Below are 20,217 nucleotides of genomic sequence, written 5' to 3'. Positions count from 1 at the left end.
GGCCGATCGACGCGACCACCAGCCGATCGACGCCGCCACCGGCCGATCGGCGCCGCCACCGGCCGATCGGCGCCGCCACCGGCCGATCGACGCGACCCTACGGCGGCGGCGCATCCGGCCGGCGGCAGGCTAGCGGCCGATGTGGGCGAGATACCGGTCGGCCGAGCGGCGGACGCGCTCCTTCGCTCCGCCGGAGACGACGCGGCCCCACCAACCGCCGTACACCGTGTCGTAGGGCATCGAGTCCACAAGCGACACCGCGCGGACGATGGTGTCCGGGTGCTCCGGGATCAGGTTGGGGTAGCTGTGCATGAAGCTCACCCATCGCCGGTCCATGACGACCGTGAAGATGTCGCCGGTGCAGAGGGCGCCCTTGCCGTCGAGGCCCGGCCAGTGCAGGACCGTGCCGCCCGGGAAGTGGATGCCGCAGTTGACCAGCGTGCGGCCGGGCAGGATCTCCTCGCGGTCACCCTCCCAGAGCACGACGTTGCCCGAGCGCGGCACCCAGGCCGCGTCGGCGGCGTGCACGTAGATCGGGATGTCGCCGAACGCCCTGCTCCACTCCACCATGGACCCGTAGAAATGGGGATGGGACAGGGCGATCGCGGCCAGGCCACCGACGGCCTCGACCGCCTCGACGGTTTGGTCGTCCACATAGGGCACACAGTCGAACAGCACGTTGCCGCCGGGGCCGGGGACCACCAGCGCGCGCTGGCCGATGCCGATGGCGGGCTCGACGCCGACGCCCCACAGGCCCGGCACCTCCTCGCGGACGACGCCACGATGGCCGTCGGCGTGCAGCTCGGTGATCGACACCCACCGCTGGCCGCCCCAGCCGACATACTGCCGCTCGTCGGCGCAGATCGGGCAGATGGTGCGGTCGGCGTCGCGGGCGCGCTGAACGCCGCAGGTGCGGCAGATGGGGTGGTGGCGGTCCATTTCTCGAAGCGTACGACCATCGCCGCGTGCCCTACCAACAAGGGGCGTAATGGATGCGTAACGTGCTGGTGAAAGGATCGCGGCCCGCAGTGACGAGCACCCCGGAGGTGAGCCTTGTTCCTCAGCCAGCACGAGCAGGAACGCCTGCTCGTCCACGTCGCCGCCGACGTGGCCCGCAAGCGGCGCGAGCGCGGGTTGCGGCTCAACTATCCGGAGGCGACGGCCGTCATCACCGCCTTCCTGCTCGAAGGCGCCCGCGACGGGCGCACGGTCGCCGAGCTGATGTCGGCGGGGCGCGAGGTGCTCGGCCGCGACGACGTCATGGCCGGCGTGCCGGAGATGCTGGCCGAGGTCCAGGTCGAGGCGACCTTCCCCGACGGCACGAAGCTCGTCACCGTGCACGAACCGATCCCATGATCCCGGGCGAGATCGTCTTCGGCGCCGGCCCGATCGAGATCAACGCGGGCCGGCCGGTGCGCACGGTGACCGTCAACAACACCGGCGACCGGCCGGTGCAGGTGGGCTCGCACTACCACTTCGCCGAGGCCAACCCGGCGCTCGACTTCGACCGCCGCGCCGCGTGGGGCCACCGGCTGGCCGTCCCCGCCGGCACCGCGATCCGCTTCGAACCCGGCATCGACCGCGACGTCGACCTCGTCCCCCTCGGCGGCAGGCGCATCGTCCCGGGCCTACGCGGCGAATGCGCCGGCCCCCTCGACGGCGAACCCACCCGGCCCGGCGACCGGCTCACCGGAGCCGGCTCGCCCACGGGGACCGCCCCGCCCGGCGGCCGAGCCGCCGACCCGCTCGACGGCGACGGCCGCGGATGAGCCACCTCGACCGCCCGCGCTACGCCGCCCTCTACGGCCCCACCACCGGCGACCGGATCCGGCTCGCCGACACAAACCTCCTCATCGAGGTCGAGGAGGACCGCTGCTCCCACGGCGACGAGGCCGTCTTCGGCGGGGGCAAGGTGATCCGCGAGTCGATGGGCCAGTCGGCGGTCAGCCGCGGCAACGGCACCGTCGACACCGTCATCACGGGCGCCGTCGTGCTCGACCACTGGGGCATCGTCAAGGCCGACGTCGGGATTCGGGACGGGCGGATCGTCGCGCTCGGCAAGGCCGGCAACCCGGACACGATGGACGGGGTGCATCCGGACCTGGTGATCGGCCCGGGCACGGAGGTGATCGCCGGCAACGGGAGGATCCTGACGGCCGGGGCGGTCGACAGCCACGTACACCTGATCTGTCCGCAGGTGCTCTCGACCGCGCTGGCCAGCGGCGTGACGACGGTGATCGGCGGCGGGACCGGCCCGGCCGAGGGCACGAAGGCGACGACGGTGACGCCGAACGCCTGGTACCTCGCACGCTTGCTCGAGGCCGTCGACCCCTGGCCGGTCAACGTGCTGCTGCTCGGCAAGGGCAACACCACCAGCCAGGAAGCGATGTGGGAGCAGCTGCGCGGCGGCGCGGGCGGGTTCAAACTGCACGAGGACTGGGGTACGACGCCCGCCGCCATCGACGCCTGCCTGCGCGTCGCGGACGCGAGTGGCGTGCAGGTCGCCATCCACACCGACACGTTGAACGAGGCCGGGTTCGTCGAGGACACCCTGCGCGCGATCGGCGGGCGGTCGATCCACGCCTACCACACCGAGGGGGCCGGCGGCGGCCACGCGCCCGACATCATCACGGTGGCCGGACAGCCCAACGTGCTGCCGAGCTCGACCAATCCGACTCGGCCCTACTCGCGGAACACGCTCGACGAGCACCTCGACATGCTGATGGTCTGCCACCACCTCAACCCGGCGGTGCCCGAGGACCTGGCGTTCGCGGAGAGCCGCATCCGGCCGAGCACGATGGCGGCCGAAGACGTCCTGCACGACATCGGCGCCATCTCGATCATCGGCTCCGACTCGCAGGCGATGGGCCGGGCCGGCGAGGTCGTGCTGCGCACCTGGCAGACCGCGCACGTGATGAAGGAGCGCCGCGGCGGGCCGGACGACAACCTGCGGGCCCGACGCTACGTCGCGAAATACACCATCTGCCCGGCGGTCGCCCACGGCATCAGCGACGAGGTCGGCTCGGTCGAGCCCGGCAAGCTCGCCGACCTGGTGCTGTGGGATCCGGCCTTCTTCGGCGTACGCCCGCAGCTCGTCATCAAGGGCGGCATGATCGCGTGGGCGCAAATGGGTGACGCGAACGCGTCGATCCCCACGCCGCAGCCGGTGCTGCCCAGACCCATGTTCGGCGCGTACGGCGTCGTGCCCGCCCAGACCAGCGTCGCCTTCGTCGCCCCGGCCGCCATCGACGCGCTGCTCAGCGACCGGCTGCCGGTGAGCCGGCGGATGGTGCCCGTCGCCGACACCCGCTCGCTGACCAAGGCCGACCTGCCGCTCAACGACGCGCTCCCCCGCATCGAGGTCGACCCCGACACGTTCACGGTCCGCATCGACGGCGAGGTGGTCCCGCCCCAGCCGGCGCTGGAGCTGCCGATGGCCCAGCGCTACTTCCTGTTCTGATGTCGCTGTCCACACTCCTTGTCCTGGCCGACGGCCGGCTCCCCGCCGGCGGCCACGCCCACTCCGGCGGCGTCGAGGCGGCCGTGGCCGCGGGACGGATCCGCGACCTCGCCACGCTCGAGTCCTTCCTGGTCGGCCGGACGGCGACCGCCGGCGTGGTCGCGGCCACCTTCGCGGCCGCCACCTGCCACGCCCTGACCGCGACGCCCGCCCGCCGCCCGAGCCAGCTCTGCGGTGATGACCCGTTGCGCCGAGCCGGCGAGCGGGTGGCGGCGCCGGACAGCGGGACTCGTGAGCGGGTGGCGGCGCTTGACGACGGCACGCGTGCGCCGGTGGCGGTGCTGGAGGACGGCATGCGTGCGCCGGTGGCGGTGCTGGAGGACGACGGGCGTGAGCGGGTGGCGGCGCCGGACGACGGCGCGCGTGAGCGGGTGGCGGCGCCGGACGACGGCGCGCGTGAGCGGGTGGCGGCGCCGGACGACGGCGCGCGTGAGCGGGTGGCGGCGCCGGACGACGGCGCGCGTGAGCGGGTGGCGGCGCTGGATGACGGTCTGGACGCGCGGACGGCGTCGCCGGCCTTGCGGGCGGCGTCTCGCGCACAGGGGCGGGCCCTGCTTCGCGCCACCAGCCGGATCTGGCCCGCGGCCGAAGCTCCCGCCAGGGCGGGAACGACGGCCACGGCCAGAACGCCCGCCATGGCGGGAAGACCCGCCCCGGGGGGAACGGCGCCCGCGGCCGGCCCGCATCACCCCGTGGCCATCGGCATCGCCGCCGCGGCGGCCGGGCTCGGCCCGCAGGAGGCGGCCGTGGTCGCCGTCTACGGTGGAGTGACCGGTGCCGCCTCCGCGGGGGTGCGGCTGCTCGGCCTCGACCCCTACGCGGTCCACGCGCTGGTCGCCCGCCTCGCCCCCACGTGCGACCGGATCGCCGCCGAGGCGGCCACCCGCACAGACGACCCGGTGGACGACCTGCCCGCCGGTTCCGCGATCCTGCTCGACGTCGACGCCGAGCGGCATGCCACCTGGGAGGTGCGTCTCTTTGCGTCCTGAGATCGAACACGGCCGCGCGGTGCGGATCGGGATCGGTGGGCCGGTCGGGTCCGGCAAGACCGCGCTCGTCGCCGCCCTGTGCCGCACCCTGGCGACCGAGCTCCGGCTCGCCGTGGTCACCAACGACATCTACACGACCGAGGACGCCGACTTCCTCCGTCGGGCGGGTGTGCTGCCCGACGAGCGGATCCGCGCGGTCGAGACCGGGTGTTGCCCGCACACCGCCATCCGCGACGACATCAGCGCCAACCTCGACGCCGTCGAAGCGCTGGAGGCGCAACAGCCGCTGGACCTCGTACTCGTCGAAAGCGGTGGCGACAACCTCACCGCGACCTTCAGCAGAGGGCTGGTCGACCACCAGATCTTCGTCGTCGACGTCGCCGGCGGCGACAAGGTGCCGCGCAAGGGCGGGCCGGGCGTCACCACCGCCGACCTGCTCGTCGTCAACAAGACCGACCTGGCCCCGCTGGTCGGCGCCGACCTCGGTGTGATGGCCCGCGACGCCGCCGCCCGGCGCGGCGACCTGCCGACCGTCTTCCTCACCCTGGTCGGCGACCCGGCGGCCACGCCGGTGGCCGCGTGGGTACGCGAACGGGTCGCCGCCGGCCCCGAGACCGCGAGCCACCGACCCGAGGCGCCCACCCACAGCCACCCGGCCACCGCGCCCGGCACGACCGCTGACGCCCGGACGAGCACCGCCGGTGCGGGCTGAGGCCCGTCTGGTCGCCGAGCCCGACGGCCGCGGCGGCACCCGGCTGTCCACGGTGTACGGAGAGCCGCCCCTGCTCCCCCGCCGCACCAACCCGCACCACCGCGCCGCCGAGGTGCACTTCGTCGGCGGCGCGGCCGGTCCCCTCGGCGGCGACGACCTCCGCGTCGCCATCACCGTGCGAACCGGCGCCCACCTCGTCGTCCGTACCATCGCCGCGGCTCTGGCCCAGCCCAGCGACCCACGGATGCCGAGCCGACTCGACGTCGTAGCAACGGTGGAAGCGGGAGCCGCTCTCGACTGGCTGCCGGAACCCACCATCGCCGCCATCGGCTGTGACCACCACCAGCGGTCCATCGTGGACCTCGCGGACGGGGCCCGGCTCACGTGGCGCGAGGAGATCGTCGCCGGCCGGCACGCCGAGCCGGCGGGCGACCTGCGCACCAGCACCGCCGTCCGCTGTGCCGGACGCACCATCCTCCGCCACGACCTCGGCATCGGCCCGCACGCGCAAGGCTGGGACGGCCCCGCCATAGCCGGCGCCGCCCGGGCCGTCGGCACGCTGCTGCTGGTCGGCCCCGGAGCTCCGACGAAACCGGCAGTCAGCGGCACCGCCGCCCTGATGCCGCTCGCCCGCGGCCCAGCCGCCCTGATCACGGCCGCCGCCCAGGACGCCCGGGCGCTACGGACGGCGCTCACGGCTACCACATGGGCCGATGATCCGGATGCGGAACTCGACATTTGCCGCGAAAGCTGAGGCTCCCGTCTACGTTCGGTGGGTGTGGACGGCCGCGTGGGGCGGTCGTACACCGGAGGGAGAGCCGCAATGGCCATCAGCGACAGGTTTGGCGACGCCATGGACAAGGCCAAGGACCAGATCAACGACAAGGACGAGCGCGACCAGCGCATCGACCAGGCCGGCGACGCCGTCGACGCCAAGACCCAGGGCAAGGTCGCCGAGAAGGTGGACCGCGCCCAGAACGCCGCGCGCAAGGCCGGCGACCGCGCGCAGAACCGCAACAACAACCGCAGCAACAGCAACAACCGGAGCAACAACAACCGGTAACAGCTTCCGGTCCCGGCGGGCACACCGGGACCCGGCGGACATGCGGGTCGGGCGCGTGGGGGCGCTCGACCCGCTATGTCATTCCGGGAGCCGCGACCGCCCTCGCCGACAACGCTGGGCAGGCCGAGCAGGCGGCGGGCGAACGGCCGAGAAACCCAGGTGCCCGACCGGCCTTCAGCCGGCGGGCGCGGATCCCGCAGGCGCCGACCCCGCAGGCGCCGAGCCACCGGACCGCGACCCAGCAGGCACCGACCCAGCGGACCCCGACCCGGCAGGCTCCGATCCCGCAGGCCGTGACTCCCCAGGCCCGGGCTCCGACTCCGCGGGCGCCGACTCCGCGGGCAGCAGGTGGGTCACCTCCGGCGGACCGTCGGCCAACGCCTGCGCCGCCGCCTCGATCTCCCGGTCGGTCCCGGTGAGCCGATGCTCGTGCTGCCGCCGGTGCTCGTCCCAGGACGCCACCTGATAGACCTCGACGAACCGGTCACCGTGCTCGCCCTCCCGGAACAAACCCCACCGCACCGCCCCGCTGCGCCGCCGCGACAGCCGCACCCGGTCCATCGCGGTCCGGAACTCGGCCTCGTTCGCCGCCGGCACCTGGTAGCGCAGCGTCACCAGCACCGGCCCGCCATAGGGTTCGGGCTCGACGTCGAGGTGGGGCTCCGGCCAGTACGAGGTCGGCTCGCGGTCCAGGCCCGCGATCGAGGGCATCGGCCAGCGCACGGTGGTGGCCGCCCCGGCCAGCATCAGCGCGCCGGCCGCCAGCAGCGCGACCGGCACGCTGGTCGCCCCGGCCAGCAGGCCCCACAGCAGCGCGCCGACGCCCTGGGCGCCCGCGAAGATCATTTGGTAGATGCTCAGGCCGCGGGCGCGTACCCAGTTGGGCAGGAAGAGCTGCAGATTGGCGTTGACGCTGGACAGCACCGTCACCCAGGCCAGGCCGGCCGGGACCAGCACGAGCGCGACCACCGCCTCGACGGGGACCAGGCCGACGACGATCATCACCGCACCGAACAGCAGCCCCGAAAAGATCATCATCCGGTTCGGCGACAGCCGTTGCCGGATCCGCGGGAGCAGGGCCGCCCCGGCCACCGCCCCGACGCCGAGGGCCGCGAGCAGCACACCGTAGCCGCCGGACCCGAGACCGAGCCGGCGGCTCGCCACCAGGGGAAGCAGGGCCCAGATCGCGCTGCCCGGCAGCAGGAAGAGGCCGGCCCGCAACAGGATGCGGCGTACGACGACCGAATGCGTCACATAGCGCCCGCCCGCCTTGACCGCCGCCGTGAACCGCTCGGGCGGGCCGAGGTCGTCGTCGTCCGGGCGGCGCCACCACACCAGCACGGCGGCGAAGACCACGAAGGACAGCGCGTTGAGCAGGAACACCGACGCGACGCCGGTGGAGGCGATCAGGACGCCGGCCACCGCGGGGCCGACCGCGCGGGCGACGTTCATGCTGATCGCGCCGAGCGCCGACGCGGAGGCCAGCTGCGACCGGGGCACGAGCTCGGGGATCACCGCCTGCCAGGCCGGCACGGTCAGCGCCTGGCCGGCCCCGAGCGCGAACGTCAGCGTCAGCAGCAGCGCCGGCGGCATCCGGTCGAGCCAGGTCAGCACCGCGAGCAGCACCGCGACCGCGCACATCGCCGACTGCACGACGAGCAGCAGGCGCCGCCGGTCGAACGTGTCGGCCAGCGCCCCGGACGGCAGCGCGAGCAGCACGATCGGCAGCATGCTGGCCGTCTGCACGAGCGACACCAGAGCGTCGGCGCCGGGCGCGTCGACCAGCAACCACTGCGCCCCGACGGTCTGCATCCAGGTGCCGATGTTGGACGCCAGCAGCGCCAGCCACAGCCACCGGAACGTCGTCACACCCAGCGGCGCCCACGCGGACGCGCTGCGCGGACGCGGCTCCGGCGGCACGTCGATCACGCTACCCGGATCGATGGCACCTAATCCGAGCATTCTTGCCCGGGTCCGCGGTGGTCCGGACCGTCGCTCCCGCCGGACAAACTCGCTGGCGCGTCGAGCCAGCTCCGCGCGGGAACACACCCGGCGACGGGACCGATTCGCGTCCCCGCCGAGGCCCCGGGGGCGAGTCAGACCCGGCGCTTCGCGCCGGGGCCGGGGCGGGCGGCCACCTCGCGCGGATTGGCGACCTCGTGGCCGGCGTCGCAGCGCAGCACTGAGCGCACGGGCGCGCCGCAGCCGCGGTGCACGGTGGCCAGCGGCGAGCCTTCCGGGTCGGCGAGGTAGCGGTCGCCCCACTGCAGCACCGCGACGATCACGGGCCAGAGGTCGAAGCCCATCTCGGTCAGCCGGTACTCGTGGCGGACCCGCGCGCCCGGGTCCTGATAGGGCTCCTTGCGCAGCACACCGCTCTCGACCAGCAGCGCGAGCCGGTTGGTCAGCACCTGGCGCGGGATGTTGGTGCGCACCCGCATGTCGTCGAAGCGCCGGATGCCGTTGGCGATCTCCCGCAGCACGACAAAGGTCCAGCGCTCCCCGAGGATCTCCATCGCCCGGCCCACCGTGCAGTTGTCGACGGACCACTCCAGGGCAGCGGGTCGCGGGCGACTGAGCTGACCGGGCTCGCTTCGCTCGCTCATCCGATCAGCCTAAGTCTCGTTGACAGACCCAGCAAGCGGCTGGGAGGCTGGATCCATGACTCAGACGCAGGTCGAGCGCAGCCGTACCTTCACGTGGTCCGACCCCGCGACCAACGCCGCCCAGATCGGCCGGAGCAGCGGGCTGAGCCTGCTCAAGTCCATGATCGCCGGAGAGCTGCCGCCGCCACCGGTGATGGAGCTGCTCGGCATGACCCGGCTGACCGCCGAGGAGGGCCGGGTCACCGTCGAGATGCCGCCGCGGGAGTTCCACTACAACCCGCTGGGCTCGGTGCACGGCGGCGTGCTCGCCACGCTGCTCGACACCGCCGCCGGCTGCGCGGTGCACACGACACTGCCGGCCGGCATGGGCTACACCTCGGTCGACCTGTCGGTGAAATATCTGCGGCCCGTCACCGTCGGCTCCGAGCTGCTCACCTGCGTGGGCACGGTCATCCAGCGCGGCCGGCGCACCGCGCTGGGCGAGGCGCGGCTGACCGACGCCGCGGGGCGCCTCGTGGCCCACGCGACGTCGACCTGCCTGCTCTTCGAGATCCCCGCTAGTTGATCGTCGGGTGGAGGTCGGCCGCCGGCGGCGCCCAGGTCGCCGGGTCGGCCTCCACCTGGTCGCCGGAGCGGATGTCCTTCACCGAGCCCGGCTCGCCCGGGAACCAGACGAACGGGATGCCCCGGCGCTCCGCGTACCGGATCTGCTTGCCGTATTTGGCCGCCGTCGGCGACACCTCGGTCGGGATGCCGCGCCGGCGCAGCGCGGCCGCGATCCCGTCGGCCGACCGGCGGTGCTCCTCGTCGGCCAGTGCCACCAACACACAGGTCGGCACGTCGCGGGAGATCGCCAGCTTGTCGGCGCCGAACAGCAGCCCGAGCACGCGGGTGAGCCCGATCGAGATGCCCACGCCCGGGAACCGGTCGTTGCCCGACGTCGCGAGGTTGTCGTAGCGCCCGCCCGAGCAGATCGACCCGAACCGCTCGAACCCGGCGAGCTGGGTCTCGTAGACCGTGCCCGTGTAGTAGTCGAGGCCGCGCGCGATCTTCAGATCAGCCACGCACAACCCCGGGGCGTACGCCGCAGCCGTCTCGACCACGTCGACGAGCTCGGCCAGGCCCTCGTCGAGCAGCGGGTCGCTGACCCCGAGCGCGCGAACCGAGTCGGCGAACGAGGCGTCCGGCGACGAGATCTCGGCCAGCGCCAGCACGGCCTTGGCCTGCGACTCGGTGGCCCCGGCCGTCTCCACCAGCAGCTCCGCGACGCGGGCCGGACCGATCTTGTCGAGCTTGTCGACGGCCCGCAGCGCCGCCTCCGGGTCGCCGACGCCCAGACCGCGGTAGTAGCCCTCGCAGACCTTGCGGTTGTTGACCTGGATGGTCACCGGCGGGATCGGGAGCGAGCCGAGCGCGTCGCCGATCACCAGCGGCATCTCGGCCTCGTAGTGGGCCGGCAGCGTGTCGCGGTCGACCACGTCGATGTCGCACTGGACGAACTCGCGGTAGCGGCCCTCCTGCGGCCGTTCACCCCGCCACACCTTCTGGATCTGGTAGCGGCGGAACGGGAACTGCAGCTTGCCCGAGTTTTCCAGCACGTAGCGGGCGAACGGCACGGTCAGGTCGAAGTGCAGCCCCAGGGAGTCGTCCCCGGACGACGCGGCCTCCTCCTGCAGGCGGCGCAGCACGTAGACCTCTTTGGAGGTCTCGCCCTTGCGCAGCAGTTGGTCCAGCGGCTCGACGGCGCGCGTCTCCAGCGGGGCGTACCCGTAGAGCTCGAAGACGCTCTTGATCTTGTCGATGAACCGCTGCTCGATCATGCGTTGCGGCGGCAGCCACTCCGGGAAGCCGGAGATCGGCCGTGGCTTGCTCATGGTGGTCATAGCCCTCTGGTCGGGGCCGGTCGCATGACTTCCTGCAGAAACGGGTTGGTCGCGCGTTCCCGGCCGATCGTGGTCGCCTGGCCGTGGCCCGGCAGGACGATGGTGTCGTCGGCGAGCGGGAGGATCCGGTCACGAAGGCTGGCTGTCATCGCCGTCATGCTTCCCCCCGGCAGGTCGGTGCGCCCGATCGAGCCGGCGAACAGCACGTCACCGGAGAGGCAGATCTCGTCGGCCTCCCAGCCCCGTGCGGCGCCGGCCGGCAGCCGGAACAGCACCGACCCGCCGGTATGGCCCGGGGCGTGGTCGACGGTGATCTCGAGGCCCGCGATCGTGAGGGCCTCGCCGTCGACGAGCGGCGCGACGTCGTCGGGCTCGGTGTAGGGGAAGCGGCCGCCGAAGAGCTGGGCCGGGTCGATGGAGAGCGCCTTGCCGGGGTCGGCCAGCAGCTCACGGTCGGCCGGGTGCACGTAGGCCGGGATGCCCTTGGCGCCGCAGACCGGCGCGACGGAGAACGTGTGGTCGAGGTGGCCGTGGGTCAGCAGCACCGCGGCCGGCTGCAGCCGGTGCTCGGCGAGGAGAGCGTCGAGCCGCTTCTCCACCCCGATGCCGGGGTCGACGATCACGCACTGCTCCCCCGGCGCCGCGGCCACCACGTAACAGTTGGTGCCGAAGACGTCGGACGGGAAACCCGTGATCAGCACAGTCGTCCCCTTCCGGTCGTTGTGGCCAGCCTAGCGGGCGGCGCGATCCGATTACCGGCCGCCACACGCCACCGGCAATCACGATCTTTGATCGCTGAAAGCGCAGGACCTCTCACCATGCTCCCAGCGAATGCCCGTATGCTCTCCCGGACGTTTGTGGCGAGTGGCACACCCGAAAGAGGAGCACCGGTGGCATCCAGCAGGGATCGGCAGCGCAAGCTGGCGCGGGCCAAGCTCGATCGGCAGATGGCTCGGCGGGCCGCCACCCTGCGCCGCAAGCGCCGCATCCAGGCCGGCCTGGGCGGGGCGCTGGCGCTGGTGCTGATCGGCCTGGGTGCCTTCTGGGCGCTCGGCGGGTTCGACAAGGAGCCGGTCAACACGGCGACCGACGTGTGCGTGTGGACCCCGCAGGAGCCGGGCGTCAACGTCAACGCCAAGGACGTGGGCCTGCCGTCGACCACCGACGTGCCGACGTTCGGCACCCGCGACATGGCGATCACCACCAACCAGGGCAACGTCACGGTCCAGCTCGACCTGACCAGCGCGCCCTGCGCCGGCGCGAGCCTGACCTACCTGGCCGGCAAGAGCTTCTTCGACAACACCACCTGCCACGAGATCACCACCGAGGGCGCGCTGCACTGCGGCGACCCGAGCGGCACCAACCTGGGCGGCCCGACCTACACGTTCGCCAACGAGAACGTGCCGGCCGCGGCCCCGACGCCGTCGCCGTCGGCCTCGCCCGCACCGGGCACGCCGGCCACCTACCCGGCCGGCACGGTCGCCCTCTACCCGAACCCGCCGGGCGCCAACGGCAGCCAGTTCCTGATCTTCTTCAAGGACTTCACGCCCGCCGCCGAACCGGCGTACCCGATCATCGGCAAGGTCAGCGCCGGCCTCGACGTGGTCGACAAGATCAGCAAGATCGAGACCGTCGACAACGGCAACGGCGCCAAGGTCAAGCCCAAGACCGACGTGACGATCCAGGCCCTGACCGTCGGGGCGGTGCAGAGCAACCCGGCCGACAGCGGCGCGACGCCCGATCCGTCGGCCACCCCGTCCGCGACCGCGACGCCGTCCGGCGCGCCGTCGGGGACGCCCACGAACGCGAGCTAAGGTCACCCCGGAAACGCGAGAGCGGAAGCAGGAGGAGAGTCCCGTGACGTCCACGAGAGAGCGGCAGCGCGCGGCGGCGCGGGCGCGGCTCGCCCAGGAGATGGCCGACCGGCAGTCCGCAGCGCACAAGCGTCGCCAGCGGCAGGCCTTCATCGGCGCCGGCGTGGCCCTGCTGATCGTCGCGGGCGGCGTGATCTGGCTGGTCAGCAGCCTGGGCGGCGACGACAAGACGACCGCCGCGGGCGATCCGTCCGCCGCGCCGGTCGCCTGCGTCTGGTCCGAGGTCCCGGCCGACCAGCGCTCGCCCACCACCAAGGACGTCGGTGTCCCGCCGACCACCACCCCGCCGAGCACCGGCACCAAGGTGATGACGGTCGACACGAGCTACGGCCCGGTCGAGGTCACGATGGACCTGTCGAAGACGCCGTGCTCGTCGGAGAGCTTCAGCTTCCTCGCGAGCAAGAACTTCTGGGACGGCACCAAGTGCCACCGGATGTTCCCCGGCATGCTGCAGTGCGGCGACCCGTCGGCCAAGGGCAAGGGCTACCGTGACACCGACGGTACGGGCGGTCCGAGCTACCGCTACGCCAACGAGAACCTGCCCGTCGACCAGCGGCCGGCGTACCCGGAGGGCGTGGTGGCGCTGGCCAACAGCGGCCCCGACACCAACGGCTCGCAGTTCTTCTTCATCTACCAGGACGTCGAGCTGTCGCCGGACTACACGGTGCTCGGCAAGGTCACCAAGGGCCTGGAGAACATCAAGAAGGCCACCGAGCCCGGCCACGACGGCGCGTTCGACCCGTCGCCCGGTGGCGGCCACCCGAAGAACGACATCGAGATCAAGACGCTGACGGTGAGCGCGCCGGCGGCCTGATCCCGTGGTCCGCTGATCGCCGCAGCGCCGCCTCGCGAGTCTTCGCGGGGCGGCGCTGTCGTGTGCGGACCGGCACAATGATCGCCGTGCTGGACGCCACGCGGGACCTGCTCGCCGCGCTCGACCCCTTGCCCCATCCGCGCCGGATGGGGCAGCTGGCTTCGTGGGCCGCCGCCGCCTCCGATCGCGCCGAGGTCTGCGCCGACCTGCGTGCCGGCGGAACATATGAGCGGCATCTCGCGCTGGTGGCGGCGATGGTCGCGCGGGACGCGGCGGGGATCGCGGCGGCGGCCGGTGACCCGGACCCCGTGGTGCGGGCCGTCGCGATCCGGGCCGCCCTCCGGTCGGGCACGCTCGACTGGTCGGCGATCGACCCGTCCGCGGCCGAGCGGCGGCTGATCTATCGCACGCTGCGCCGGCTGCCTCAGTCGCTCGCTGACGGGCTGATCCACGAGGTTCGGACGCGTTACGACGACACCGAGGCGGCCGCGCTGCTGCCGGCCTGCGGGTCCGACACCGTGCGCGCGCTGCTGCCCGAGCTCGAACACGCGGTCAAGCTGACGGCCCTGGTCCGGCGGCATGCCGCCGTGGTCCTCGACCGGGTGGGGACCCGGCTGGCCGAGGCGGTCGATCGCGACGAGGTCTGGGCCGAGACCGTCACGGCGGTGCTGCGCTGCGCTCCCGCCGGCGTGCTCGACCTGCTGGAGCGGTACGCGCCGGAGGATCGCCTGCCGGGCCGGCCGGCGGCCTACGGGGTGCTCGCCGCCCACGACGCCGGGCGGGTGGCCCGGTTGCTGGCCGCGCCGGGACGCACCGTGTGGTTGCGGGACGTCAGGTTGCCGCGCGGCCTGCTGCGCCGCCTGGCCGGCCTGCCGGATGGCGACCTGCTGCCGCTACTGCGCGCGCGACGGCACAACTTCTCCGCGACGGCCGCCGTGCTGCGGGCGGTGTCGCCGGGCCGGCGGGCCGCGCTCTACGACGGCGCCCTGGCCGAGCCGGGCGACGGGCGACAGGCCCCCGACGCGCCCGCCGAGCCGGGCGACGGACCACAGGTCCCCGACGCGCCCGCCGAGCCGGGCGACGAGCGGCGGGTCGTCAGCGGCCGCGACGCGTTGGCGGAGCCGGGCCGCGGGCAGCGCGTGCCGGGATACGAGGTCGTGGACGTGCTGCCCGCCGTGCTGCGGGAGCGTGAGGCGCGGAGGGCGCTGGGTCTGCCCGCGATCCGCGAGCGGGAGGCCCTGGTCCGCGAGTGGAGCGCCTTCCTGCCCTGGCCCGCGGCGGTGGCGGCGCTGGCCGGCGCGTCGCGGTCCGGGGACGCCGACGAGCGGGCACACGCGTACCGGCTGCTGGTCGACGCCGCCCGGCGCAGCCGCGATCCCGCCGCGGTCGCCGACCTGCTGACCCGGCTCGACCGGCTCCGCAACGAGCAGGACCCGGTGCGGGCGGCGGCCCTCACCGCGCTGGCCAAGGTGTCCCGGCTGCTCGGCCCCGCTAGCGTCGCCGCGTTGACCCGGCTGGCAACCGACGCGGTCGAGGCCCGCGACACCTCCGCCGCCACCACCGGCGCGCTGAGCTCGCTCGCGGCCGACGTCCTGCGGGACCACGTCGACGTCCCGGAGCTGCGGGAGTGGGCGCTCACGACGATCGACCGCACCACCGCCGCGGCGCGGGTGCCGATGCTGCGCCGCTTCGACCTCGTGCTGCGCCGCGGGCAGGAGCGGCTCGTGGTCGACCGGTTGAGCGGCTGGGTGACGAACGCGGCGGCGCGCGGCTGGTACGGGCCGCTGTTCGCGCTCACCCACGCGCTCGGCCGGCGCGCCCGGCGGGTTCCCGCGTTGCAGGACATGCTGCGGCGGGCGATCCCGGACACCACGAGCTGGACCGCGGGCGAGGCGATCCGGCTCTGGCTCGACGACCCGGCCACCCGCTACGAGCGGGTCGGAGAGGTGCTCGCGCTCGATCCGACCGCGGTGGCGCTGCCCGTGGTGTGGGAGACGGTCATCAGGTCCCGCACCGACCTGCTCGACCGGGTGCTCCGGCGGCGCCCGCGCGGCCGGTTCGTCGAGCACGGCGTGCGCTGGGTGCCGATGCCCACGTACGCCCGGCGGTGGGTGCCACGCCAGCAGGCCGCGTTCGCCGGGCTGCTCGAACTCGTCGTCGACGACAGCGACGTCGCGGTGTGGCAGCGGGCCGCGGCGATCAAGGGCGCGGCGCGGATTCCGGGCGCCGGCCGCGAGCTGGTGCTCCGGCACGTCGACGCCGCCGAGGTGGTGATCGCCGAGGCCGCCCTGGGCGCGCTGGTCTGGACCGACCGGCCCGCCGAGGCATTGGAGGTGCTGCTCGCGCATGCCGGCGACGACCGGGCGCGGGTGGCGCTCTACGCGGCCGAGCGGGCGGCCAGGTACGTCGCGCCGGCCCGGCTGCCCGAACTGCTCGCGCCGGTGATCAGCGGCCCGGCCAAGGTGACCAGTCGCAAGGCGGCCGCGCGGATGCTGGCCCGCTACGGCCCGCCGGAGGTGATGGCGACGCTGCGGGCCGCGTACGACGGGGCGCACCGCGACGTCCGGGCCGCCATCGTCGCCGCTGCCACCGAGCGGCTCGGCGTCGACGACAGCTGGGCGATCCTCGCCGACGCCGGCACCGGGAGCCGCGAGGAACGGCGGGCGATCCTCGACGCCGCACCACGCCAGGTCGCCGACCGGCACCGCGCCCGCTATGCCGCGCTCGTCGTCGCCGAGTGCCGCGCCGCCGACCGCGAGCTGCGCCGGGCCGCCTTCGCGCGGCTGCCGCGCTGGGCCCGCTGGGTCGACGGCGCCAGCGGGCTCGTCGTCGACCGGCTCACCGACCTCGGCGAACGGCAACACCGCTGGGAGATCGCCGAGCTGCTGCGTCTCCTGGACGAGGACGCGGCGACGACGACGTTCGCCCGCCTGGTCGAGCGGGACGCCGCGGACGACCGGCCCGGCGACCCCGACAGCGACCGCCCGGCCCGGCGACGGATCGAGGACATCGCGGGGGCGGCCGCGACCTGGCGCCGCCAGCGGCGCTCACCCGAGGTGCCCGCGATGGCCGCCGCGCTCCGCCGGCTCGCGGCGCAGCCGGGCTTCACCCACACCGCGGTGATCGCGCTGACCGACGTCGCCCTGCTCGACAACGCGGACGCCCTCGCGGACCTGTGCGCGGGCCGCCCCGCCCTCGCGGGCCGGACGGCCGAGGAGATCGGCAAGGTGGCCTACCAGGCCTGGCCCGACGCCGACGTCCTGGCGGTCGCCACGCGCTGGGCCGGCCGCGGCGACCTCGCCGGAGGCCTGTTCGCGGTGCGGATCCTGGCGGGCTCGGGCCAGGAATGGACAGCGCCGCGCCGCGACCTCCTGCTGACCCTGCGCGTGACCCACGCCGAGCCCGACGTACGCGAACTCGCCTACGAGGTGAATCTGGCCGAGGACTAAGCGCCAGACGTCACGCGGTAAGCGTCGAAGACGCCGTCGACCTTGCGGACCGCGGCCAGCAGGTGGCCCAGGTGCTTGGGGTCGGCCATCTCGAAGCTGAACCGGCTCACCGCCACCCGGTCGCGCGTGGTGGTGACCGTCGCGGACAGGATGTTGACCCGCTCGTCGGAGAGCACCCGCGTGACGTCGGCCAGCAACTTGTGCCGGTCGAGCGCCTCCACCTGGATCGCGACCAGGAACGTCGACGCCGAGGTCAGCTTCCAGCTCACCTCGAGCACCCGCTCGGGCTGGGCCTTAAGGTCCTCGGCGTTGGCGCAGTCCTCGCGGTGCACCGACACGCCGCCGGAGCGGGTGACGAAGCCGAACACCGAGTCCGGCGGCACCGGGGTGCAGCACCGGGCCAGCTTGATCCAGACGTCGCTGACGCCCTTGACGACGACGCCGGGGTCGTGGCCGGCGGTGCGGCTGCGCGGCGGGCGGGTGGCGACGGCGGTCTCGGCCAGGTCCTCGGCCGCGCCCTCTTCCCCGCCGTACGACGCCATCAGGCGCTGGACCACCGACTGGGCCGACACCTGGTTGTCGCCGACCGCCGCGTAGAGCGACGCCACGTCGGCCAGGTGCAGGTCGCGGGCGATGGTCATCAGGTTGTCGGTCGTCAGCATGCGCTGCAGGGGCACGCCCTGCTTGCGCATCGCCTTGACGATCGCGTCCTTGCCGGCCTCGATCGCCTCTTCGCGGCGTTCCTTGTTGAAGTACTGGCGGATCTTGGTGCGGGCCCGCGGCGACTTGACGAAGCCGAGCCAGTCCTGGGTCGGGCCGGCCGTGTCGGACTTCGACGTGAAGATCTCGATCACGTCGCCGTTGGACAGCGTCGACTCGAGCGGCACCAGCTTGCCGTTGACGCGGGCGCCGATGCACTTGTGGCCGACCTCGGTGTGCACCGCGTACGCGAAGTCGACCGGGGTCGAGCCCGTCGGCAGCGGTATCACGTCGCCCTTGGGCGTGAAGACGTAGACCTCCTGGCTGGAGAGGTCGAACCGGAGCGCGTCGAGGAACTCGCTCGGGTCGCTGGCCTCCCGCTGCCAGTCGAGCAGCTGGCGCAGCCACGTCATCTCGTCGATGTGCGCCGGCGGGCCGACGATCGTCGCGCCCTTCTGCTCCTTGTACTTCCAGTGCGCCGCGATGCCGAACTCCGCGGTGCGGTGCATCGCGTACGTCCGGATCTGCATCTCGACGGGCTTGCCGGTCGGGCCGATCACGGTCGTGTGCAGCGACTGGTACATGTTGAACTTCGGCATCGCGATGTAGTCCTTGAACCGGCCCGGCACGGGCTGCCAGTTCGCGTGGATCACACCGAGCGCCGCGTAGCAGTCCCGGACGGTCTCGACCAGGATGCGGACGCCGACGAGGTCGTAGATGTCGTTGAAGTCGCGACCCCGCACGATCATCTTCTGGTAGATCGAGTAGAGGTGCTTCGGCCGGCCGGTCGTCTCCGCCTTGATCTTCGCGGACCGCAGGTCGGTGTGCACCTTCTGGGTCACCTGGCGCAACAGCGCCTCGCGCTGCGGCTGGTGCTCGCCGATCAGGCGGTTGATCTCCTCGAACCGCTTCGGGAACAGCGTGCCGAACGCCAGGTCCTCGAGCTCCCACTTGATCGTGTTCATACCGAGGCGGTGGGCCAACGGCGCGAGGATCTCCAGGGTCTCCTTGGCCTTCTGCTCCTGCTTGGGCCGCGGGAGGAAGGTCAGGGTGCGCATGTTGTGCAGCCGGTCGGCCAGCTTGATCACCAGGACGCGCGGGTCCTTGGCCATCGCGACGACCATCTTGCGGATCGTCTCGGCCTTGGCCGCGTCGCCGAGCTTGACCTTGTCGAGCTTGGTGACGCCGTCGACCAGCAGCGCGACCTCGCCGCCGAAGTCGTTGCGCATCGAGTCGAGCGTGTATTCGGTGTCTTCGATCGTGTCGTGCAGCAGCGCGGCGACCAGCGTGGTCGTGTCCATCCCCAGGTTGGCCAGGATGGTCGCGACGGCCAGCGGGTGGGTGATGTAGGGGTCGCCGGACTTGCGATATTGCCCTGAGTGCCAGCGCGCGGCCGTGTCGAAGGCGCGCTGCAGCAGCCGGGCGTCGGCCTTGGGGTGGCTCGCCCGGTGGGTCGCGATCAGCGGCTCGAGCACCTCGCTGACCTGCGGCGCCTGCCAGGGTGCGTTGAACCGCGCCAGCCGCGCCCGCACCCGTCGCCCGGTCGGCGTGCCGGCCAGCCCGAACCCGGTGCCGGTCTCCCCCGCCACGTCGCGCGTGGTGCCCTGCCGCTCCCGGAACGGCACGACGACACCCTCGGGCTCGTCGTCGACGTCATAGGGCGAACGCCCGTTGGCCGGCCACTCCACCGTGTCCTCGTCGACCCGACTTTCAGGATCAACAACCTTCGGAGATACGCGCTGGTCCGCTGAGCCGGCGGCCTCGGTCGCACTCGAGGCCGGCGCCGCCGCGCCCGACCCGCCGCCGGAGGCAGCCGAGCCTGTCGTGGCGTCGGCCGTCGGCACCGGGCCAGCCGTGGCCGTGGAACCGGCCGAGCCAGCCGTGGCCGTAGAACCGGCCGAGCCAGCCGTGGCCGTGGAACCGGCGGAGCCAGTCGTGCCCGCCGAGCCAGTCGCGCCGGCGGAGCCCGCGGAGCCAGTCGTGCCGGCGGAGCCACTCGTGCCCGCCGAGCCAGTCGTGCCGCCGGAGCCAGTCGTGCCCGGCGAGCCGGTCGGGCCCGCGGAGCCAGTCGGGCCCGCGCTGCCGGACGTGGCAGACCCGGTCGAGCCGGCGGCGCCGGTCGTGGCTGAGCCGGTGGCAGCGGTCGTGGAGTCGGCGGAGGCCGGATCGGACGGGTCCGCGTCGGTCGTGGTCGGCGCGGCGTCGGGGACGCCGGCGGCGGTGCGGTGGGCGGTGGCGGTCTCGGTCGGCGTGGCGGACGCGCTCGCGGCCGGCTCGGCGGCCGTCTTCGCGCCGTTGCTGGCCGCGCGGGCCTTGGCGCCGGCGGCGTCCGGGGTCACGGTGGCGGCGGCGCCGACGTTGCCGCCGGGGCGGGCCGCGGTGACGATCGGTGCGCCGGGGGCGCTCCCGTTGCCGCTGGGGGCCTCGGGGGCCGTCTCGGGGCGTGCTTCACTGGCCGCCGGGGCCGACTCTGTCGTGCGCCCGGTCGTCTGCTCTGCCTCGCCGGTCGGACGGGCGGAACCCGCCACCGGTGGGGCGACGTCGTGGGACACCGGCCTCCTCAACACCTCGCGATCCACCGACCGTATCGGGCCGGCCACACCTGCGC

Annotated in this window: 16 protein-coding genes and 1 pseudogene; 11 read left to right on the top strand and 6 right to left on the bottom strand. The window is 73.5% G+C overall.

What is annotated here, in order from left to right; genetic code table 11:
* Positions 1 to 129 precede the first annotated feature (129 nt).
* The gene (locus tag O7635_RS21450) at positions 130 to 939 is read right to left on the bottom strand and encodes a hypothetical protein (protein WP_278082241.1); all 810 of its coding nucleotides are present in this window, start codon (positions 937 to 939) and stop codon (positions 130 to 132) included.
* Between the two features lie 114 nt (positions 940 to 1,053).
* Between O7635_RS21450 and O7635_RS21445 the strand changes: the two genes are divergently transcribed.
* From O7635_RS21445 to O7635_RS21415, 7 genes are all read left to right on the top strand, one after another.
* A complete protein-coding gene (locus O7635_RS21445) occupies positions 1,054 to 1,356 on the top strand; it encodes an urease subunit gamma (RefSeq protein ID WP_278082240.1) in 303 nt (100 codons plus the stop codon).
* A complete protein-coding gene (locus O7635_RS21440) occupies positions 1,353 to 1,769 on the top strand; it encodes an urease subunit beta (protein WP_278082239.1) in 417 nt (138 codons plus the stop codon). Before O7635_RS21445 ends, O7635_RS21440 begins: the two co-directional genes overlap by 4 nt.
* A complete protein-coding gene (locus O7635_RS21435) occupies positions 1,766 to 3,460 on the top strand; it encodes an urease subunit alpha (RefSeq protein ID WP_278082238.1) in 1,695 nt (564 codons plus the stop codon). The genes O7635_RS21440 and O7635_RS21435 overlap by 4 nt, the downstream gene beginning before the upstream one ends.
* Positions 3,460 to 4,509: an urease accessory UreF family protein gene (locus tag O7635_RS21430; protein ID WP_278082237.1), complete on the top strand. Its 1,050-nt coding sequence runs from the start codon at positions 3,460 to 3,462 to the stop codon at positions 4,507 to 4,509. The genes O7635_RS21435 and O7635_RS21430 overlap by 1 nt, the downstream gene beginning before the upstream one ends.
* The gene (gene ureG / locus O7635_RS21425) at positions 4,499 to 5,221 is read left to right on the top strand and encodes an urease accessory protein UreG (protein WP_278082236.1); all 723 of its coding nucleotides are present in this window, start codon (positions 4,499 to 4,501) and stop codon (positions 5,219 to 5,221) included. Before O7635_RS21430 ends, ureG begins: the two co-directional genes overlap by 11 nt.
* Entirely contained in the window at positions 5,211 to 5,975 is a 765-nt protein-coding gene (locus O7635_RS21420) for an urease accessory protein UreD (protein WP_278082235.1), read from the top strand. The genes ureG and O7635_RS21420 overlap by 11 nt, the downstream gene beginning before the upstream one ends.
* Positions 5,976 to 6,044: 69 nt before the next feature.
* Positions 6,045 to 6,284 (top strand): antitoxin, encoded by a 240-nt coding sequence (locus O7635_RS21415; RefSeq protein ID WP_278082234.1) that lies wholly within the window; start codon positions 6,045 to 6,047, stop codon positions 6,282 to 6,284.
* Positions 6,285 to 6,458: 174 nt separating this feature from the next.
* On the opposite strand, the gene O7635_RS21410 is transcribed toward O7635_RS21415, so the two are convergent.
* Complete coding sequence (locus tag O7635_RS21410; RefSeq protein WP_278082233.1) at positions 6,459 to 8,204, bottom strand: MFS transporter; 1,746 nt, start codon at positions 8,202 to 8,204, stop codon at positions 6,459 to 6,461.
* A gap of 176 nt (positions 8,205 to 8,380) precedes the next feature.
* Positions 8,381 to 8,890: a helix-turn-helix domain-containing protein gene (locus O7635_RS21405; RefSeq protein WP_278082232.1), complete on the bottom strand. Its 510-nt coding sequence runs from the start codon at positions 8,888 to 8,890 to the stop codon at positions 8,381 to 8,383.
* 55 nt (positions 8,891 to 8,945) lie between these two features.
* Here O7635_RS21405 and O7635_RS21400 point away from each other — a divergent pair, with 55 nt between their 5' ends.
* The gene (locus O7635_RS21400; protein WP_278082231.1) at positions 8,946 to 9,455 is read left to right on the top strand and encodes a PaaI family thioesterase; all 510 of its coding nucleotides are present in this window, start codon (positions 8,946 to 8,948) and stop codon (positions 9,453 to 9,455) included.
* On the opposite strand, the gene hisS is transcribed toward O7635_RS21400, so the two are convergent.
* Both hisS and O7635_RS21390 read right to left on the bottom strand, forming a co-directional pair.
* Positions 9,448 to 10,764, bottom strand: a complete 1,317-nt coding sequence (gene hisS / locus O7635_RS21395; protein ID WP_278082230.1) for a histidine--tRNA ligase — start codon at positions 10,762 to 10,764, stop codon at positions 9,448 to 9,450. The genes O7635_RS21400 and hisS overlap by 8 nt on opposite strands.
* Positions 10,765 to 10,769: 5 nt before the next feature.
* Positions 10,770 to 11,474, bottom strand: coding sequence for an MBL fold metallo-hydrolase (locus O7635_RS21390; protein ID WP_278082229.1), 705 nt, complete (start codon positions 11,472 to 11,474; stop codon positions 10,770 to 10,772).
* 189 nt (positions 11,475 to 11,663) lie between these two features.
* On the opposite strand from O7635_RS21390, the gene O7635_RS21385 reads away from it, so the two are divergent.
* The 3 genes from O7635_RS21385 (at position 11,664) to O7635_RS21375 (ending at position 16,910) form a co-directional block, all read left to right on the top strand.
* Entirely contained in the window at positions 11,664 to 12,587 is a 924-nt protein-coding gene (locus tag O7635_RS21385; protein WP_278082228.1) for a peptidylprolyl isomerase, read from the top strand.
* Between the two features lie 43 nt (positions 12,588 to 12,630).
* Positions 12,631 to 13,461, top strand: coding sequence for a peptidylprolyl isomerase (locus O7635_RS21380; RefSeq protein ID WP_278082227.1), 831 nt, complete (start codon positions 12,631 to 12,633; stop codon positions 13,459 to 13,461).
* Between the two features lie 77 nt (positions 13,462 to 13,538).
* Positions 13,539 to 16,910, top strand: a complete 3,372-nt coding sequence (locus O7635_RS21375; protein WP_278082226.1) for a hypothetical protein — start codon at positions 13,539 to 13,541, stop codon at positions 16,908 to 16,910.
* Here O7635_RS21375 and O7635_RS21370 read toward each other — a convergent pair.
* Positions 16,907 to 19,201, bottom strand: a pseudogene (locus O7635_RS21370) (bifunctional (p)ppGpp synthetase/guanosine-3',5'-bis(diphosphate) 3'-pyrophosphohydrolase); the annotation flags it as partial. The gene O7635_RS21375 and the pseudogene O7635_RS21370 sit on opposite strands and share 4 nt — an antisense overlap.
* Positions 19,202 to 20,217 lie beyond the last annotated feature (1,016 nt).

It is taken from the genome of Asanoa sp. WMMD1127 (assembly GCF_029626225.1).
Lineage (GTDB): Bacteria > Actinomycetota > Actinomycetes > Mycobacteriales > Micromonosporaceae > Asanoa.
Note: the sequence above shows the minus strand (reverse complement) of the source record. Positions and strands in the feature narration are given on the sequence as shown.

What these genes read in the sequence shown, in the direction of transcription:
- O7635_RS21450 (WP_278082241.1), bottom strand. Translation starts at nt 939, where the DNA reads ATGGACCGCCACCACCCCATCTGCCGCACCTGCGGCGTTCAGCGCGCC.
- O7635_RS21440 (WP_278082239.1), top strand. Translation starts at nt 1,353, where the DNA reads ATGATCCCGGGCGAGATCGTCTTCGGCGCCGGCCCGATCGAGATCAAC.
- O7635_RS21435 (WP_278082238.1), top strand. Translation starts at nt 1,766, where the DNA reads ATGAGCCACCTCGACCGCCCGCGCTACGCCGCCCTCTACGGCCCCACC.
- O7635_RS21430 (WP_278082237.1), top strand. Translation starts at nt 3,460, where the DNA reads ATGTCGCTGTCCACACTCCTTGTCCTGGCCGACGGCCGGCTCCCCGCC.
- O7635_RS21415 (WP_278082234.1), top strand. Translation starts at nt 6,045, where the DNA reads ATGGCCATCAGCGACAGGTTTGGCGACGCCATGGACAAGGCCAAGGAC.
- O7635_RS21405 (WP_278082232.1), bottom strand. Translation starts at nt 8,890, where the DNA reads ATGAGCGAGCGAAGCGAGCCCGGTCAGCTCAGTCGCCCGCGACCCGCT.
- O7635_RS21400 (WP_278082231.1), top strand. Translation starts at nt 8,946, where the DNA reads ATGACTCAGACGCAGGTCGAGCGCAGCCGTACCTTCACGTGGTCCGAC.
- hisS (WP_278082230.1), bottom strand. Translation starts at nt 10,764, where the DNA reads ATGAGCAAGCCACGGCCGATCTCCGGCTTCCCGGAGTGGCTGCCGCCG.
- O7635_RS21375 (WP_278082226.1), top strand. Translation starts at nt 13,539, where the DNA reads ATGATCGCCGTGCTGGACGCCACGCGGGACCTGCTCGCCGCGCTCGAC.